This window comes from Paraphotobacterium marinum, assembly GCF_002216855.1.
Taxonomy (GTDB): Bacteria; Pseudomonadota; Gammaproteobacteria; order Enterobacterales; family Vibrionaceae; genus Paraphotobacterium; species Paraphotobacterium marinum.
Genome location: NZ_CP022355.1, coordinates 605,921 through 622,894, shown reverse-complemented (window position 1 = coordinate 622,894; position 16,974 = coordinate 605,921). Strand labels below are relative to the sequence as shown.

19 protein-coding genes and 1 pseudogene are annotated in these 16,974 nt (G+C 30.4%); 19 read left to right on the top strand and 1 reads right to left on the bottom strand.

Features of this window, described 5'->3' with window-relative positions; all coding sequences use genetic code 11:
* Nucleotides 1–2: 2 nt before the first annotated feature.
* Entirely contained in the window at nucleotides 3–1,373 is a 1,371-nt protein-coding gene (gene dnaA / locus CF386_RS03370; RefSeq protein ID WP_089073052.1) for a chromosomal replication initiator protein DnaA, read from the bottom strand.
* Nucleotides 1,374–1,678: 305 nt separating this feature from the next.
* Here dnaA and CF386_RS03365 point away from each other — a divergent pair, with 305 nt between their 5' ends.
* From CF386_RS03365 to atpA, 19 genes and pseudogenes are all read left to right on the top strand, one after another.
* The gene (locus CF386_RS03365; protein ID WP_089073051.1) at nucleotides 1,679–2,437 is read left to right on the top strand and encodes a transporter substrate-binding domain-containing protein; all 759 of its coding nucleotides are present in this window, start codon (nucleotides 1,679–1,681) and stop codon (nucleotides 2,435–2,437) included.
* A gap of 11 nt (nucleotides 2,438–2,448) precedes the next feature.
* Nucleotides 2,449–3,114 carry an amino acid ABC transporter permease gene (locus CF386_RS03360; protein WP_089073050.1) on the top strand — a complete coding sequence of 222 codons (666 nt, stop codon included), beginning with the start codon at nucleotides 2,449–2,451 and terminating at the stop codon, nucleotides 3,112–3,114.
* 2 nt (nucleotides 3,115–3,116) lie between these two features.
* Entirely contained in the window at nucleotides 3,117–3,845 is a 729-nt protein-coding gene (locus CF386_RS03355) for an amino acid ABC transporter ATP-binding protein (protein ID WP_089073049.1), read from the top strand.
* A 112-nt stretch (nucleotides 3,846–3,957) separates the two neighbouring features.
* Nucleotides 3,958–4,092 (top strand): 50S ribosomal protein L34, encoded by a 135-nt coding sequence (gene rpmH / locus CF386_RS03350; protein WP_089073048.1) that lies wholly within the window; start codon nucleotides 3,958–3,960, stop codon nucleotides 4,090–4,092.
* 5 nt (nucleotides 4,093–4,097) lie between these two features.
* Entirely contained in the window at nucleotides 4,098–4,445 is a 348-nt protein-coding gene (gene rnpA / locus CF386_RS03345) for a ribonuclease P protein component (RefSeq protein ID WP_089073047.1), read from the top strand.
* Entirely contained in the window at nucleotides 4,421–4,681 is a 261-nt protein-coding gene (gene yidD, locus CF386_RS03340) for a membrane protein insertion efficiency factor YidD (protein WP_089073046.1), read from the top strand. Before rnpA ends, yidD begins: the two co-directional genes overlap by 25 nt.
* Nucleotide 4,682: 1 nt before the next feature.
* Nucleotides 4,683–6,326, top strand: a complete 1,644-nt coding sequence (gene yidC, locus CF386_RS03335; protein ID WP_089073045.1) for a membrane protein insertase YidC — start codon at nucleotides 4,683–4,685, stop codon at nucleotides 6,324–6,326.
* A gap of 98 nt (nucleotides 6,327–6,424) precedes the next feature.
* A complete protein-coding gene (gene mnmE / locus CF386_RS03330) occupies nucleotides 6,425–7,777 on the top strand; it encodes a tRNA uridine-5-carboxymethylaminomethyl(34) synthesis GTPase MnmE (RefSeq protein WP_089073044.1) in 1,353 nt (450 codons plus the stop codon).
* 1 nt (nucleotide 7,778) lies between these two features.
* Nucleotides 7,779–8,227: pseudogene (gene mioC / locus CF386_RS03325) on the top strand (FMN-binding protein MioC).
* A gap of 333 nt (nucleotides 8,228–8,560) precedes the next feature.
* Nucleotides 8,561–10,450, top strand: coding sequence for a tRNA uridine-5-carboxymethylaminomethyl(34) synthesis enzyme MnmG (mnmG, locus tag CF386_RS03320; protein ID WP_089073043.1), 1,890 nt, complete (start codon nucleotides 8,561–8,563; stop codon nucleotides 10,448–10,450).
* Nucleotides 10,443–11,093 (top strand): 16S rRNA (guanine(527)-N(7))-methyltransferase RsmG, encoded by a 651-nt coding sequence (gene rsmG, locus CF386_RS03315; RefSeq protein ID WP_089073042.1) that lies wholly within the window; start codon nucleotides 10,443–10,445, stop codon nucleotides 11,091–11,093. Before mnmG ends, rsmG begins: the two co-directional genes overlap by 8 nt.
* A gap of 1 nt (nucleotide 11,094) precedes the next feature.
* A complete protein-coding gene (locus tag CF386_RS03310) occupies nucleotides 11,095–11,886 on the top strand; it encodes a ParA family protein (protein WP_089073041.1) in 792 nt (263 codons plus the stop codon).
* A 7-nt stretch (nucleotides 11,887–11,893) separates the two neighbouring features.
* The gene (locus CF386_RS03305; protein ID WP_089073750.1) at nucleotides 11,894–12,766 is read left to right on the top strand and encodes a ParB/RepB/Spo0J family partition protein; all 873 of its coding nucleotides are present in this window, start codon (nucleotides 11,894–11,896) and stop codon (nucleotides 12,764–12,766) included.
* A 154-nt stretch (nucleotides 12,767–12,920) separates the two neighbouring features.
* Nucleotides 12,921–13,232 carry an ATP synthase subunit I gene (locus CF386_RS13600; protein ID WP_089073040.1) on the top strand — a complete coding sequence of 104 codons (312 nt, stop codon included), beginning with the start codon at nucleotides 12,921–12,923 and terminating at the stop codon, nucleotides 13,230–13,232.
* Between the two features lie 8 nt (nucleotides 13,233–13,240).
* The gene (gene atpB, locus CF386_RS03295) at nucleotides 13,241–14,041 is read left to right on the top strand and encodes a F0F1 ATP synthase subunit A (protein WP_089073039.1); all 801 of its coding nucleotides are present in this window, start codon (nucleotides 13,241–13,243) and stop codon (nucleotides 14,039–14,041) included.
* Nucleotides 14,042–14,111: 70 nt separating this feature from the next.
* Nucleotides 14,112–14,357: a F0F1 ATP synthase subunit C gene (gene atpE / locus CF386_RS03290; protein WP_089073038.1), complete on the top strand. Its 246-nt coding sequence runs from the start codon at nucleotides 14,112–14,114 to the stop codon at nucleotides 14,355–14,357.
* A 34-nt stretch (nucleotides 14,358–14,391) separates the two neighbouring features.
* On the top strand, nucleotides 14,392–14,862 hold the full coding sequence (gene atpF, locus CF386_RS03285; RefSeq protein ID WP_089073749.1) for a F0F1 ATP synthase subunit B: 471 nt from the start codon (nucleotides 14,392–14,394) through the stop codon (nucleotides 14,860–14,862).
* A 20-nt stretch (nucleotides 14,863–14,882) separates the two neighbouring features.
* A complete protein-coding gene (locus tag CF386_RS03280) occupies nucleotides 14,883–15,416 on the top strand; it encodes a F0F1 ATP synthase subunit delta (protein WP_089073037.1) in 534 nt (177 codons plus the stop codon).
* A gap of 14 nt (nucleotides 15,417–15,430) precedes the next feature.
* Nucleotides 15,431–16,972 (top strand): F0F1 ATP synthase subunit alpha, encoded by a 1,542-nt coding sequence (atpA, locus tag CF386_RS03275; RefSeq protein ID WP_089073036.1) that lies wholly within the window; start codon nucleotides 15,431–15,433, stop codon nucleotides 16,970–16,972.
* Nucleotides 16,973–16,974: the final 2 nt, after the last annotated feature.

The window sequence follows — 16,974 nt, the reverse complement described above, 5'->3', positions numbered from 1 at the left end:
TATTATGATGATAATGTTCTTATTAAGTTTGAAAAATCTTCCTTGATATCATTACTTTCATCTTTTAACTCATGAACTTTCCTACATGCATGTAAAACAGTTGTATGGTCTCTTCCACCAAAAGCATCTCCTATCTCGGGTAAACTATGGTTTGTAAGTTCTTTTGATAAAGCCATAGCAATCTGTCTTGGCCTTGCCACAGAACGGGAACGACGTTTAGATAACAAGTCAGATACTTTAATTTTATAATATTCTGCAACAGTTTTTTGAATATTATCTATTGTTACAAGCTTATCTTGAAGTGCCAGAAGATCTCTCAAAGCCTCTCTAACAAAGTCAATATTAATAGTCCGTCCTGTAAAATTGGCATTTGCGATAACTCTATTTAAAGCACCTTCAAGCTCTCGGACATTTGAGCGTAATCTTTTTGCAATAAAAAAAGCAACTTCATGAGCTAACTTAATATTATGATCTTCAGCTTTTTTCATTAATATTGCAACTCTAGTTTCTAACTCTGGGGGTTCAATAGCTAGAGTTAACCCCCAACCAAATCGAGACTTCAGCCTCTCTTCAACACCACTTATTTCTTTTGGATAGCGATCTGAAGTTAAAATAATTTGTTGATTACCTTCTAATAATGCATTAAAAGTATGAAAAAACTCCTCTTGAGTTCCTCCTTTGTTGGCAAAAAATTGAATATCATCAATTAGAAGAGCATCAACTCCTCTATAAAACATTTTAAAGTCGTCAATTAAATTATTTTGGAGTGCTTTAACCATATCCATTACAAATTTCTCAGAATGCATATAGACAACTTTTGCATTCTGCTTTGATTCTGAAATAGCATTACCTACGGCGTGTAAAAGATGCGTTTTACCAAGTCCTGTCCCACCATAAATAAATAAAGGGTTGTAGGAATTACCGGGGTTCATAGCAACTTGTCTTGCTGCTGCCAATCCTAATTGATTAGATTTACCTTCTACAAAGTTATTAAAATTTAATTTTCTATTCAGGTTTGATCGAAAACTTTCATTTAAATGAGTATCTGCATTATTATGTTGATTAGGCATAATTTTTGTAGGTGTATCTACGATTTTTTTCTTTTCATCTTTTTTTATCAATGGCTTGGTTTCAAGTGATCCCACTTCAAATCTCAACACAAGCTTTGTTTCTGAGTATTCATTGACAAGACGATTAATATCATTTAAATATTTTTCCTGTACCCAATCCAAGACAAAACGATTAGGTGCATATAAAGTTAAAGTATTATTATCATGATCCGCTTGGAGTGGTCGGACCCACATACTAAATTCTGTTGCAGGAATTTCATTTTTAAGACTATCAAGGCACTGCAACCATAAAGAAGATGACACGTAAAACCTCAAATTATTAAAAGGTAATAGAAATTCTAACTTTGAGATAAAAACAAAATTAGATCGGATTAATTGGATCAAAAAAATGATCCGTTATTTTGTACACAGGTCTTATATACAAGCATTATATCTATCTTAAAAAGATTTTACAAAACTTATTCACAAAAAAAATGAGTTATTCACATATTTTGTTTAGTTTTTTAACACTTTTTGTTATGACTTATTAAAATAATTTATTTTATTAATTGTAACTATAATCAATATAATCGAATAAAAATTATTAATACTAAACTAAGGTTATTTTTATGAAGCTTATTCTAAAATATTTGTTTTTGATCATTTCAATATTTTTACCATTTTTTTCTATGGCACAAACATTTAATGTTGGCTTATCTGGGAACTACCCTCCTTTTGGTTTTCTTAAAAATGATAAACTAAGCGGTTTTGAAATTGATGTTTGGAATCAAATAGCTCAACGAACTAATAATAAAGTAAAATTTACAACATCAAATTTTTCTGGGCTATTCGGCTTATTAGAAACTGGTAGGATTGATACTATTGCAAATCAGATAACACCAACGACTGAAAGAAAAAATAAATATTTATTTTCACAACCTTATACCTACGGTGGTGCTCAATTTGCTGTTAAAAAAGACTCAAAATATCAAAAAATAAGTGATTTAAAAGGAAAAAGCATTGTTGTTAATTTGGGGACAGACTACGAACAAATGCTTAAAGCGTATAATGCAAAGCATCAATATAACTTTAAAATTGTAACTATGGATACTGGTATAGAACAAAACGTAATTATAGGTCATTCGGCATCTTTTGTTATGGATAGAGCCTCTATTTTATATAACATTAAAAAGTTTAATCTTCCGATTAGATTACTTGAAAAGCCATTTAACAGTATTCAAAGCGCCTATCCTTTTGTTAAAAATGAAAAAGGCATAAAATTAAAAAAATTAGTTGATAGCACAATTCAAAAAATGCGCGAAGATGGTTCATTAACCAAAATTTCCATTAAATGGTTTGGTGCTGATATAACTAAGTCCCCTAATTAAGAGAAATAGTCATGAATTATGATGTTAATTTTACTTTGCAAACTTTATTGATACTTATTAAATATTTGCCAACAACGTTAATGATGACAATAATTAGCTCATTATTATCTTTACTTATAGGATTATTAATCGCAATATTAAGGATAAAAAAAGTTAAAGTAATAGATAAAATACTTCTCATTTATATAAGTTTTTTTCGTGGTACACCTCTACTCGTTCAGCTATTTTTACTTTATTATGGTTTACCTCAGATCTTTCCATCACTAGTTGGATTATCGGCATTTTCAGCAGCAATTATTGGTTTAAGTTTTCATTATTCAGCATATATGGCAGAGATATTCAGAGCTTCTCTTAATGGAGTTGATACCATTCAAAAAGAAGCTGCTCAATCTATTGGGTTAAATAGATTAAAGACTTTTATCTATATTTTATTTCCACAAGCCTCAAGATTAGCAACACCAGCACTCATAAATCAAATTATTGATATACTCAAATCAACTTCACTAGCTTTTACATTCGGTGTAGTTGATATTATGGCAAAAGCACAAATGCAGGCTAGTTCAAACTTTAAGTTTCTAGAGTCGTACTTAGCCGTTGCTATTATTTACTGGTTATTAGTTATTATCCTAACAAAAATTCAATCTTTAGTTGAAATAAAATTAAGTAGAGGTTTTTAGCTTTGATAAAAATAAGTAATCTTGAAAAAAAATATAATAATCAAATCATTTTTAATGATTTAAATTTCACTATAGAAAAGGGAGAAGTAATTTCTATTATTGGGCCATCAGGTACTGGTAAATCAACATTATTGAGATGTTTAAATCTACTTGAAATACCAGATAAAGGAACCTTAGAAATTGATAAAATTAAATTTAATGCTTCTCATTATAAATTAAATGAAATAAATAAAATTAGACTCAAAACAAGCTTTGTTTTTCAAAATTATGGGTTATTTAGAAATTTGAATATCATTAATAACATAACTTTAGGATTAACGAAGGTAAATGGAATCGATAAAGTTGAAGCCAATAAAATCGCAAGTGATCTTTTGGAGTCAATTGGTTTACTTGATAAAATGTATTCATACCCTTCTTCTTTATCAGGTGGGCAACAACAGCGTGTAGCTATTACTAGAGCTTTAGCATTAAATAGAAATTTAATGCTACTCGATGAGCCAACATCATCATTAGATCCACAATGGGTTAAAGAAGTGCTTAATCTAATAAAGACGATATCATTATCAGATCAAACAATGATCATTGTTACTCATGAAATGAACTTTGCAAAAAGTATTTCTGATAGGATCTTTTTTATGATGGATAAAAAAATTGTAGAACAAGGATCGCCAAATGAAATTTTTGATAACCCTAAAAGCCTTAAACTCAAAAAATTTCTCAAAAATTTATAATTTTAGTTATAATAAGTTGTTGACTAAATGTTCTACAATGATTAAAATTCTCCCTCTAATTAATATATGATTATTAATTGTATAAAAACTATAGTTTAAAAGGTAATACAAAATGAAACGTACATTTCAACCTTCCGTTTTAAAAAGAAAGCGTTCACATGGGTTTAGAGCTCGTATGTCTACTAAAAATGGACAGAGAGTGATTGCTGCTCGAAGAGCTAAAGGTCGTAAACGTCTTTCCAAATAATTATTTTGAAAGACTTAACCTTTAAAAGGGAGTTAAGATTACTTACTCCCGAATCCTTTAAAAACGTTTTCAAGAAGAATTACAGAGTCTCTTCTCCCAATTTTATCATTCTCTCCAGAAAAAATAATTTAAACTACCCAAGGCTAGGTATTACTGTAGCAAAAAAACAAATGAAAAGAGCTGTTGATAGAAATCGCTTTAAAAGAGTAGCTAGAGAGTCTTTTCGCCTGAATCAACATCAATTAAATCACAAAGATTATGTTGTAATAGCTAAGTTCCCTGCAAAAAATAAAAAAAATAGAGAGTTATTTGAAAGCTTTGATAAATTATGGAAAAAATTAAATCAACATTAGTATTTATTTTAATAGTACCTATAAAAATATATCAGAAAATTATTAGCCCTTTATTAGGACCTAGGTGTATTTTTTATCCATCTTGTTCTCAATATGCTATTGAAGCTTTGAAATTACATGGTATTGTAAAAGGTTGTTGGCTTATAATGAAACGTCTTGTAAAATGTCATCCATTAAACTCTGGTGGAAACGATCCAGTACCACCAGCTAAACCAAAAAATAAAAGAGAATTTTAAAATGCCTATTCAGCGTAATATACTAGTTATAGCTCTTTTGGTCGTAACATTTTTTATTTATCAAAAATGGAACGAACAAAATACTTATACAAATCAACAAAAAAACAATATATCTCAAGTTGAATCATCTAAATCTGGACATATTCCGAATATTGATGAAAACTCAACAAATAATATTACCAATCAAGCTGAGAAATTAGTCACTATTACAACAGACAAAGTAATTTTTAAAATTAATCTTTATGGTGGTGATATTGTTTATGCAAAACTAATAAATTTACAACCCACTGGTAAAGATAGAACATTTCAACTTCTACAGAACACAAATAATGCCTATATTGCGCAAAGTGGTTTAATTGGAAAAAATGGAATAGATTCTAATACTAATAAAAATAGACCTTTATTTTCATCTCAATCATCTAATTATACTCTTAAAGGCGATTCTCTATCTGTACCAATTACATATACTAAGGATGGAATAACATACATAAAAACTTTCATCATTAAAAAAGATAGTTATGCAGTAGATGTAAACTATGATATAAAAAATAATTCTGGAACTACTGCTAATTTAGCAATGTATACCCAAATTAAAAAAAGTGAAAATCAACCATCTGGTGGTTTGAAATCATATGCAATGCCTGTTTATCAAGGAACCGCTTACTCTGATCAAGAACACAATTATAAAAAATATAGTTTTTCTGATATCAAAGATACTAATTTAAATATAACGACAAATACCGGTTGGATTGCAATGTTACAACACTATTTTGTCACAGCATGGGTTCCACATCTTAATAAAGATCAAAGTGGTAAAATTTACACTACAAGCAATAATGGTTATGCCTACATCGGATTTATGTACCCTTCAGTATCAATTCCCAATGACCAAAGCGCTACTATAAAATCTACACTATGGATTGGTCCAAAAATTCAAAATGCAATGGAAAAGGTTGCTCCTCATCTTAATCTAACTATTGATTACGGTTGGTTGTTTTTTATTGCTAAGCCTTTACATTGGTTATTTTTAAAAATTCATAGTTTAGTAAGTAATTGGGGATTAGTAATCATAATATTTACTCTTTTGGTTCGAGGCGCGATGTATCCTCTTACAAGAGCACAGTATACTTCTATGGCAAAAATGAAAATGCTCCAACCAAAGATCGAAGAGATGAAAGCAAGAGTTGGTGATGATAGACAAAAAATGAGCCAAGAAATGATGGCTTTATATAAAAGAGAAAAGGTTAATCCTCTCGGTGGTTGTTTACCATTATTAATACAAATGCCTATATTTATTGCCTTTTATTGGGTTTTAATGGAATCTTATCAATTAAGAGGAGCACCTTTTTTTGGATGGATTACTGATTTATCAAATCATGATCCATTGTATATTCTTCCATTACTTATGGGAGGTACTATGTTTCTTATACAAAAAATGAGTCCCACTACTGTTACAGATCCAATGCAACAAAAAATAATGACCTTTATGCCTATTGTTTTTACTGCTTTTTTCTTTATGATGCCATCAGGACTGGTTCTATATTGGGTTACATCAAACCTGGCTACTTTAACTCAACAATTTATAATATTTAGATCACTTGAGAAAAAAGGCTTACACACAAGGAAAGCAAAAAACAAGAAATAAATAATGCTTGTAAAAATCCTTGAGCCATAATTTATTTTGTTTCAAGTTTGATATAAAATCTCTATTATATATTTTAGATATAGTAGAGATTTTTTTTTATGAGTGTTCATAATGATACAATCATCGCCCAAGCAACGCCTCCTGGTAAAGGAGGTGTCGGGATTATTCGTATTTCTGGACAACATTGCCAGAAAGTCGCAAATCAAATTATTAAACAACCTTTAAAATCAAGGGTTGCTACTTTCACTCCCTTTTATGATTTAAATAACAATGTCATAGATCAAGGGATAGCTATTTTTTTTAAATCACCAAACTCCTTTACTGGAGAAGATATACTTGAACTTCAAGGACATGGTGGGCAAGTTTTATTAGATTTAATTATACAAAACATTTTAAAAATTCCCGATATTAGAATGGCTAAACCTGGAGAATTTACCGAGAGAGCCTTTTTAAATGATAAAATAGACCTAACTCAAGCTGAAGCTATAGCAGACTTAATTAATGCAAGCTCTATAGAGGCTGCTAAATCAGCAATGAACTCGTTACAAGGTGAATTTTCAAAAAAAATAAATGAACTAGTGAAACAAATTATATATTTGAGAGTTTATGTAGAAGCTGCGATAGATTTTCCTGAAGAAGAAATCGATTTTCTCAATGATGGGAAAGTTAAAGATACATTAAATAAAATAGTTAAGTCTTTTGAAAATTTAAAAAGTGAAACAAAACAAGGCATATTATTAAAAGATGGCATGAAAGTCGTAATAGCAGGGAAACCTAATGCAGGCAAATCGAGTATACTAAACAAACTTTCTGGAAAAGATAGTGCTATTGTTACAGATATTGAAGGAACTACAAGAGATATAGTAAAAGAACATATCCACATTGATGGCATGCCCCTTCATATTATTGATACAGCAGGATTAAGAGATACTGAAGATAAAGTTGAACAATTAGGTATTCAAAAAGCGTGGAAAGAAATAGAGAGTGCAGATAAAGTATTACTAATATTAGATAGTTCTAAGGTAACAGATGTCCAAGATTCACTATCCTACTTTAAAAATAAAGAAAAACTTACTTTAATTTTAAATAAAAGTGATTTAAAAGAAAATAACGTCCAAAAACTTAACATACCACATGAAATTGATACTATAAGCGTTTCAGCTAAGACTGGTGATGGTATAAATAATTTAAAAAAATATCTCAAAAATTCAATGGGATACACTGGAGATAATGAAAGCAATATAATAGCTAGACAAAGACATCTAGATAGTATTAATAATGCTTTTGAACATTTAATTAATGGTAAATTAGCTTTAGAGGAATTAAATGCTGGTGAGCTTCTGGCTGAAGAGCTTAAAATTAGTCAAAGCTACTTAGATCAAATCACTGGTAAATTTTCATCTGATGATTTACTGACTGAAATTTTTTCATCTTTTTGTATAGGTAAATAAAATGCATCATATAAATATAATAACAGGAAGTACTCTTGGAGGAGCTGAGTATGTGGGTGATTGTTTAGCAAAAGAGCTTCAAAAAACAATATTACATCAGATATATTCTATGAACCAAATTTAAATGAAATTCCTTGTGAAGGCATATGGTTGATTATTTGTTCCACTCATGGTGCAGGAGATTATCCAGAGACAATAGAGCCTTTTGCCAAACAACTCCAAGAACAAAACCCTAATTTAAGTAATATATTGTTCTCAATTATCGCTATTGGTGACTCAAGTTACGATACTTTTTGTGGGGCTGGAAAAAAACTAGAAACATTACTACAGAAACTTAAAGCTCAATCATTAATACCAAGATTTGATATAGATGTCTCTTTAAACCCGATGCCTGAAGAAGCAACAAAAGATTGGACAACAGTCTTTATTGAAGCTCTAAAACAATGTTAATAACTTATTATAAAACCACATAACCCCCCTCTCTTATCCACATACAAAAAAAAACAAAAAAATATTTGTGGATAAGTTTCCTTTTGATCACAAAATAACAACAGATGATCAATAGTAAAATTACAGCTAATGATCTTCGTAACTAACTGATCATTATGATCTAATGTCAGTTAATAACAAGATCATAGATCCTTAATAATAGATCTAATAAAAAAGATCTATATAGATCTATATATATATATATATAAAGATCTTGTTAAAAAAGTTTTGTTTTTTTTAGATCAAAGGTAAAATAAGCATCTCTTATATATAGGTCTAAAAACAGAGGTAATTATGTTTTATAATGAAGAATACGATGTTATTGTTATAGGTGGCGGTCATGCTGGAACTGAAGCAGCTCTTGCGTCAGCTAGAACAAAACAAAAAACATTATTACTTACTCAAAATATTGATAATTTAGGACAAATGTCTTGTAACCCAGCTATTGGTGGAATAGGAAAGGGACATTTAGTCAAAGAAATTGACGCTATGGGTGGTTTAATGGCAGAAGCTATTGATCATTCTGGCATACAGTTTAGAACATTAAATTCTTCTAAAGGACCAGCAGTAAGAGCAACAAGAGCTCAAGCAGATCGTATTTTATATAAAAACTATATAAGAAATTATCTCGAAAACCAACAATATTTAGATATTTTTCAACAAGAAGTTATTGATCTAATCATTAATAATGAAAAAATTGAAGGCGTTATTTTAAATATGGGGGTAAAAATAAAAGCAAAATCTGTCGTTTTAACGGTAGGAACATTTTTATCCGGTCGTATCCATATAGGATTGAATAATCACTCTGGCGGAAGAGCTGGAGATTCAGCTTCAAACCAATTAGCTCATAATTTAAAACAGTATCCATTTCGTTTTGGTAGATTAAAAACTGGGACTCCACCTAGAATTGATTCAAGAACTGTCAACTTTGACCTTTTAGATAAACAATATGGAGATGAAATTTTACCTGTTTTTTCTTTTATTGGAGATAGAAACAATCATCCTAAACAAATTCCTTGTTATATTACTAATACTAATCAAAGAACACACGAAATTATACGAAATAACTTGGAAAGAAGCCCGATTTATTCAGGCGAGATTGATGGTATTGGTCCGAGATATTGCCCATCAATCGAAGATAAAGTTATGAGATTCGCTGATAAAAATAGTCATCAAATTTTCATTGAGCCTGAAGGGTTAACAACAAATGAATTATATCCTAATGGAATTTCTACAAGTCTACCCTTTGATGTTCAAATAGAAATAGTTAGATCTATGAGTGGATTTGAAAATGCAAGAATTACAAGGCCAGGGTATGCTATTGAATATGATTATTTTGATCCAAGAGATTTAAAACACACACTTGAAACAAAATTTATTAAAGGTTTATTTTTTGCTGGACAAATTAATGGTACTACTGGCTATGAAGAAGCAGCAGCACAAGGATTAATTGCAGGCTTAAATGCTTCAAGATATGTAAGTGAAAAAAGTCAGTGTATATTGAAAAGACATGAAGCTTACATAGGAGTTTTAATAGATGATTTATCGACTTTAGGAACTAAAGAGCCTTATCGAATGTTCACCTCTAGAGCAGAATATAGATTAAATCTGAGAGAAGATAATGCTGATTTAAGATTAACTGAAATGTCAAAAAAAATGGGATTAATTTCTGATTTAAGATGGAAAAGATTTAACCAGAAAAAAGAAAATATCGAAAAAGAAAAACAAAGATTAAAAGATATTTGGTTTAACCCCAATTCAACTGACATCAATGAATTAAATCATTTGTTAAAAAATAATTTGACAAAAGAAGTAAATGGCATCGATATTTTAAAAAGGCCTGAAGTGAAATATGAGTCATTAATTGAGATTAACAGATTTTATAAAGAAGATTTAGATTTAGAAGCTTGTAAGCAAGTAGAGATTCAAATAAAATATCAAGGTTATATTGATAGACAGATTGATGAAATAGATAAACAATTAAGATACGAGAATACAATACTCCCATCGGACTTTGATTATTCAAGTGTAAAGGGTTTGTCTAATGAGGTGGTTTCTAAGTTTAATGATTTTAAGCCTGAAACTATAGGAAAAGCGTCAAGAATTTCAGGTATTACTCCAGCTGCAATTTCGCTTTTATTGGTTTATTTAAAAAAACAGGGATTATTGAAAAAAGGTGCATAGCAAAGAATTAATTGAACAACTTGAGAGGCTAGTAAATAAAACAGATCTTGAAGTCAACTCAAAACAAATTAACCTTTTAGCAGAATACGTTTTATTACTTAAAAAATGGAATAAAGCGTATAACTTAACATCCATAAAAAATGAAAATGATATGCTCATAAAACATATTATGGATAGTTTAGTAGTTTCCCCTTTTTTAGAGGGTGAAAATTTTATCGATGTGGGTACTGGACCTGGCCTTCCTGGTATTCCTCTTTCGATTATAAATCCAAATCGAACTTTTTTTCTTTTAGATAGTTTAGGAAAGAGAACACGCTTTTTAAATCATGTAAAAGGAACATTAAGTTTAAAAAATATTAATATTGTGCAAAGTCGAGTTGAGAAATTTATACCAGATATTAAATTTGATGGTGTTTTGAGTCGAGCTTTTACCTCTATACCCAATATGCTTGAACTTTGTAATCATTTAGTAGATACCCAAGGCTTTTTTTATGCGTTAAAAGGGAATATTGATAAAGAAGAAGTTTCTCAAATTGATTCGTCGTATATTGTTACAGATATTTTTTCTTTAAAAGTTCCTGAGCTTAATGCTTCTCGTAGTTTAGTCAAATTAAAAAAACAAAAGCTTTTAAAAGGGGTTTAAAGTGGCAAAAATTATAGCATTTGCAAACCAAAAAGGTGGTGTAGGTAAAACCACATCAACAATAAACCTCGCAGCTTCATTAGCTGCTACAGAGAGGAATGTTTTAGTAATCGATTTAGATCCACAAGGCAATGCTACTATGGCAAGTGGTGTGGATAAATATGCGCTTAAAAACTCAATTTATGATTTATTAGTCGAAGATAATAGTATTGAAGATGTGCTTATACAAAATACTGCGGGAAAGTATGATTTAGTTGGTGCTAATGGCGACTTAACTGCAGCAGAAATAAAATTAATGGATTCATTTGCAAGAGAAATGAAGTTAAAGAATGCTTTAGAGCCAGTAAAAGATATTTATGATTTTATTTTAATTGACTGCCCTCCTTCTTTAAACTTATTAACAATAAATGCCATGGCAGCATCCAATTCTGTTATTATCCCTATGCAATGTGAATACTTTGCTCTTGAGGGATTAACAGCACTTTTAGATACAATAAATAAATTAACGAGTGTCTTAAATTCAAACCTTGTTATAGAGGGATTACTTCGTACTATGTTTGATCCCAGAAATAAGTTAGCAAATGAAGTATCACAGCAATTGAAAAGCCATTTCGGTAGTAAGGTCTTCAGGACAATTATTCCCAGAAATGTTAGGTTAGCAGAGTCACCCAGCCATGGTTTGCCCGCAATCTTTTATGATAAATATTCTAATGGTGCTAAAGCTTATTTGGCTCTTGCAGGAGAGTTATTAAGAAAATATGATAGTTTAGATCAAACAGTAATAAATGGATAAAATTAATATGACAAAACACAAAAGAGGACTGGGCAGAGGTTTAGATGCTTTACTATCAATATCTAATGTGACACAAGACAAAGAAATTAAAGAAGTAGATGAAATTACAACTAATGATATTGTAGAATTACCTATCAATGATTTAGTTCCTGGTGAGTATCAGCCAAGAAAACTTTTAGATCAAGATAAAATTGATGAATTAAGTTTATCTATTAAAAAACATGGTCTTTTACAACCTATATTAGTTCAGAAAAAAGCACAGTATTATGAAATAATTGCTGGAGAAAGGCGATGGAGAGCTTGTAAGCTAGCAGGCCAAACAAAGATAAAATGTATTCAAAAACAATACGATAATAGAGAAACAATAGCTGTATCTTTAATTGAAAACTTACAAAGAGAAGATTTAAATGTGATTGAAGAAGCCCAGGCTCTTTATAGAATGCAAACAGAATTCAATTTAACGCATGAAGAAATTGCAGATATAATCGGTAAATCTAGGGCTACTGTAACTAACTTAATGAGATTGAATAAATTGACAGAAGAAGTCAAAGCTTTAGTTATAAACCAAAAATTAGAAATGGGACATGCACGAGCTATATTAAGCTTAGATGAAAGCAAACAGCTAGTCATTGCAAAGCAGGTAATTGATAATAAATTAAATGTCAGACAAACGGAAGATTTAATCAAAAATAAAAACATAAATCAGGCAAGAAAGAAAAGAACAGAAATCAGAAGTACTTTTAATACATTTGAAGAAACATTGTCTAAAAGGTTTAATAGTGATGTAACAATTAAGCAAAACTCTAAAGGCAAGGGTACAATTAGTATAAATTTTGATAATAATGCTAAATTAGATGAATTAATTAAGTTATTGCAATAAAAAGATACTTTTAAGGTTTACATTAACAAATATGAAAAGTATAATTTCATATTTAAAAATAAATCAATTATAAAGATGACGACGTGTTTTCTCCGATTATAAAAGATGGAATACGACTAGCAAAAAAATAATTTGTATAGAAATAGCGTTAACGATGTTAATTTCAACTGTTATTATTGTATTTGCGGGCAAGTATGCTGGAATCTCCTCTTTGATAGGAGGTGTAATATTTATTTTAGCTAACATAGTGTTTTGTTTTAAAGCCTTTATTTTTTCAGGAGCAAGACAAAAGCAACAAGTTATCAAAAGTTTTTTTTGGGGAGAAACACTTAAATTTATAATTATAATTTTCTCCATTGTATTTGTGAATAGTGTATTTTCAATACAAATATTTTTTATGTTGGGAATGCTTCTTTTTTTGCTATTCATTAATGCTTTTTTACCTTTTATTATTAAACAGATATAGGATAAATCATGGCCGAAGTGATTAATGGACAACCCTTAACACCTACAGAGTACATAAATCATCATTTAACTAGTAATAAATTTCCACATGAATCACTAAATTCTTTCTTGCAAGTAAATGTTGATATCTTATTCTTTTCAACTGTTTTGGGGCTATTATTTATAGTTTTATTCTATGTAGCTTCTAGAAAAGCATCGTCAGGTGTTCCTGGTAAATTTCAATGTGCAGTTGAGATACTTTTTGATTTTATAAATACGAATGTGAAAGATATCTTTCATGGAAAAAGTCGCTTGATAGCGCCTCTAGCTATGACGATATTTGTTTGGATTTTTTTAATGAATTTGATGGATTTGATACCTGTTGATTTATTACCACATCTGGCAAATGTATTGTTTGGAATATCTTATTTAAGAGTTGTACCGACAGCTGATATAAATGTCCCTCTTGCACTAGCATTAGGAGTTTTTATTTTAATAATTTTCTATAGTATAAAAATAAAAGGTCTTGGAGGATATTTGAAAGAATTAGCTTTTCATCCTTTTAATCACAAGGCTTTAATACCAGTAAATCTTATATTTGGTTTAATTGAACTAATTGCAAAACCAATTTCTTTATCTATGCGTTTGTTTGGAAATATGTTTGCTGGAGAAGTCGTTTTTATCTTAATTGCGGGTTTAATACCATATTATCTGCAATTTATGGGCTCTTTACCTTGGGCTTTATTTCATATTTTAGTTATTACGATTCAAGCTTTTGTTTTCATGATGTTAACGGTTGTCTATTTAGCCCAAGCTCATGAAAAACATTAAATTTTTTAAACACTAATTTTTTACAAATATAGACAATTGTGTCTAATTTTAAATTAAACTGGAGAAAATAATGGAAACTGTTTTAGGTTTATCTGCAATAGCATGTGGTTTACTAATTGGTTTGGCTGCTCTTGGAACAGCAATAGGATTTGGTATATTAGGTGGTAAATTTTTAGAAAGTGCCGCGCGACAACCAGAAATGGCGCCAATGCTTCAAGTTAAAATGTTTATTGTAGCAGGTCTTTTAGATGCAGTAGCGATGATATCTGTTGTTGTTGGGTTCTTGATTATGTTTGCAAACCCTTTTATACAATAAGTTTCTCTAATTTTTAGGAGAATTTTTTATTATGATAAACATAAATCTCACGTTATTTGGACAAATGATTTCTTTTGTAATATTTGTTCTTATATGCATGAAATATATATGGCCTCCGGTTATGAAAGCTATTGAAGACAGACAGTCTAAAATTGCGGATGGTCTAGCTGCAGCTGATAAAGCAACTCAAGACTTATCCGATGCAAAAGACAAAGTGGCAGATATGCTTTCTGAAGCCAAATTCAAAGCTTCTGAAATTATTGAGCAAGCTAATAAAAGAAAATCTCAAATAATTGATGAAGCAAGAGTTGAAGCTAACAAAGAAAGAGAAATGATAGTTAGCCTTGGCCATGCAGAAGTAATGTCAGAAAAGTCTAAAACTGAAGATGAATTAAGAAAGAAGCTTTCTTCTCTAGTTATTTCTGGTACAGAAAAAATTATTGAAAAGTCGATTGATGAAGATCTTCATAAAGAGATTTTAGATAAAATCAAAGCAGATATTTAATCTAATTTTTAGGAGATTTTATGGGTGAAAAAATCACATTAGCAAGGCCATATGCCAAAGCTTCATTTGATTTTGCTATGAAAACAAACTCATTGAGTGTTTGGTCACAATTTATGAATTTGTTAAAAGAAGTAACCCTCAACTCTAAAACATTAAATGCTTTAGAGGAAAGTGGAGAATCATCAAGAGTGATTGAGTTCTTATCTAATTTAAGCGATGACTCTATTCGTGAAAAAGTTAGAAACTTAATCCATGTTGTAATTTACCATAATAGATTAAGTCTTTTACCAGAAATTTGTGAAGAGTTTTTTAACTTAAAAAATCTATATGAAAATACTATTTCAGTGGATTTGATTTCGGCTATTGAGCTCTCAAATGAAGATAAAGGTGACTTACAAACTAAACTAGAAAAACGCTTTTCTAAAAAAGTAAAGCTTAATTGTCAAATAGATTCATCCTTGCTCGGTGGAATTATTGTTCGAGCAAAAGATGAAGTTTTGGATTATTCACTACGTGGAAAATTGAAACGTATGAATAACATATTACAATCTTAAAAGGGTATTGTAACATGCAACTTAACTCTGTAGAAATCAGTGATTTAATTGAAAAAAGAATTGAAGATTTCAATTCTAGTACTGAACTTAAAAATGAAGGAACAATTGTTTCTGTCAGTGATGGCATTATTCGTATAAACGGCCTTGCTGATGTTATGCAAGGTGAAATGATTGAATTACCAAATAAAAAATATGCACTTGCTTTGAATTTAGAAAGAGATTCTGTTGGTGCTGTAGTTATGGGTTCTTATTCAGATATCCAAGAAGGCACTAAAGTTACTAGTACTGGTAAGATTTTGGAAGTGCCTGTTGGTAAAGGGTTACTTGGTCGTGTTGTTAATACATTAGGCGAACCCATTGATGGTAAAGGACCTATTTCATACGAGCAAACAAGTCCTATAGAAGTTATTGCGCCGGGTGTAATTGACAGAAAATCTGTAGATCAACCTCTACAAACAGGCTACAAAGCCGTTGACTCCATGATTCCGATTGGTAGAGGACAAAGAGAGTTAATTATAGGCGATCGCCAAACAGGTAAGACAGCTTTGGCTATAGATGCAATTATTAACCAAAAAGATTCCGGTGTATTTTCTGTTTATGTAGCTATAGGCCAAAAAGCATCAACAGTTGCAAATGTAGTCAGAAAGTTAGAAGAACATGGTGCTTTGAGTAATACGATTGTAGTTGTTGCATCTGCTTCTGAATCTGCCGCTTTACAATATTTAGCACCTTATGCCGGATGTACAATGGGTGAGTTTTTCCGAGATAGAGGGGAGGACGCATTAATAGTTTATGATGATTTGACTAAACAAGCTGTTGCTTATAGGCAAATATCCTTACTTTTAAAACGACCACCAGGAAGAGAGGCCTATCCAGGTGATGTTTTTTATTTACACTCAAGATTACTAGAAAGAGCTGCGAGAGTAAGTGAACATTATGTTGAGAAATTTACTGAAGGAAAAGTTAAGGGAAAAACAGGCTCTCTAACAGCTTTGCCTATTATTGAAACCCAGGCTGGTGATGTTTCAGCATTTGTTCCTACAAACGTAATATCTATTACAGATGGACAAATTTTTCTTCAGACTGAATTATTTAATGCTGGTATAAGACCGGCTGTTGATGCAGGTATTTCCGTATCACGTGTAGGTGGCGCAGCGCAAACAAAAATTATTAAAAAATTGTCTGGTGGAATTCGAACAGCTTTGGCTCAGTATAGAGAGTTAGCTGCCTTTTCTCAATTTGCATCTGATTTAGATGATGTTACGAAAAAGCAACTTCAACATGGACAAAAAGTAACTGAACTTATGAAGCAAAAACAATTTCATCCTATGTCAATAGCTGAGCAAGCATTGTCTGTATTTGCTGTTGAGAAAGGTTATTTAGAAGATGTTGAAATTGATAAGATATTAGATTTTGAAGCCTCTTTGATTTCTTTTGCAAAAGATAAGTACAGTAATTTGGTATCAGAAACGAATGAAACAGGAAGTTGGGATAAAGATATTGAAAATAAATTTCATGATCTTTTGAAAGACTTTAAATCTACACAGACTTGGTAGAA

Excerpts from the sequence above, each read along its gene's own strand:
- mnmG (WP_089073043.1), top strand. The coding sequence starts at position 8,561 with ATGTTTTATAATGAAGAATACGATGTTATTGTTATAGGTGGCGGTCAT.
- yidD (WP_089073046.1), top strand. The coding sequence starts at position 4,421 with ATGGAAAAAATTAAATCAACATTAGTATTTATTTTAATAGTACCTATA.
- CF386_RS03360 (WP_089073050.1), top strand. The coding sequence starts at position 2,449 with ATGAATTATGATGTTAATTTTACTTTGCAAACTTTATTGATACTTATT.
- yidC (WP_089073045.1), top strand. The coding sequence starts at position 4,683 with ATGCCTATTCAGCGTAATATACTAGTTATAGCTCTTTTGGTCGTAACA.
- mnmE (WP_089073044.1), top strand. The coding sequence starts at position 6,425 with ATGAGTGTTCATAATGATACAATCATCGCCCAAGCAACGCCTCCTGGT.
- CF386_RS03365 (WP_089073051.1), top strand. The coding sequence starts at position 1,679 with ATGAAGCTTATTCTAAAATATTTGTTTTTGATCATTTCAATATTTTTA.
- atpB (WP_089073039.1), top strand. The coding sequence starts at position 13,241 with ATGGCCGAAGTGATTAATGGACAACCCTTAACACCTACAGAGTACATA.
- CF386_RS03280 (WP_089073037.1), top strand. The coding sequence starts at position 14,883 with ATGGGTGAAAAAATCACATTAGCAAGGCCATATGCCAAAGCTTCATTT.
- atpA (WP_089073036.1), top strand. The coding sequence starts at position 15,431 with ATGCAACTTAACTCTGTAGAAATCAGTGATTTAATTGAAAAAAGAATT.
- CF386_RS03305 (WP_089073750.1), top strand. The coding sequence starts at position 11,894 with ATGACAAAACACAAAAGAGGACTGGGCAGAGGTTTAGATGCTTTACTA.
- CF386_RS13600 (WP_089073040.1), top strand. The coding sequence starts at position 12,921 with ATGTTAATTTCAACTGTTATTATTGTATTTGCGGGCAAGTATGCTGGA.
- atpE (WP_089073038.1), top strand. The coding sequence starts at position 14,112 with ATGGAAACTGTTTTAGGTTTATCTGCAATAGCATGTGGTTTACTAATT.
- rpmH (WP_089073048.1), top strand. The coding sequence starts at position 3,958 with ATGAAACGTACATTTCAACCTTCCGTTTTAAAAAGAAAGCGTTCACAT.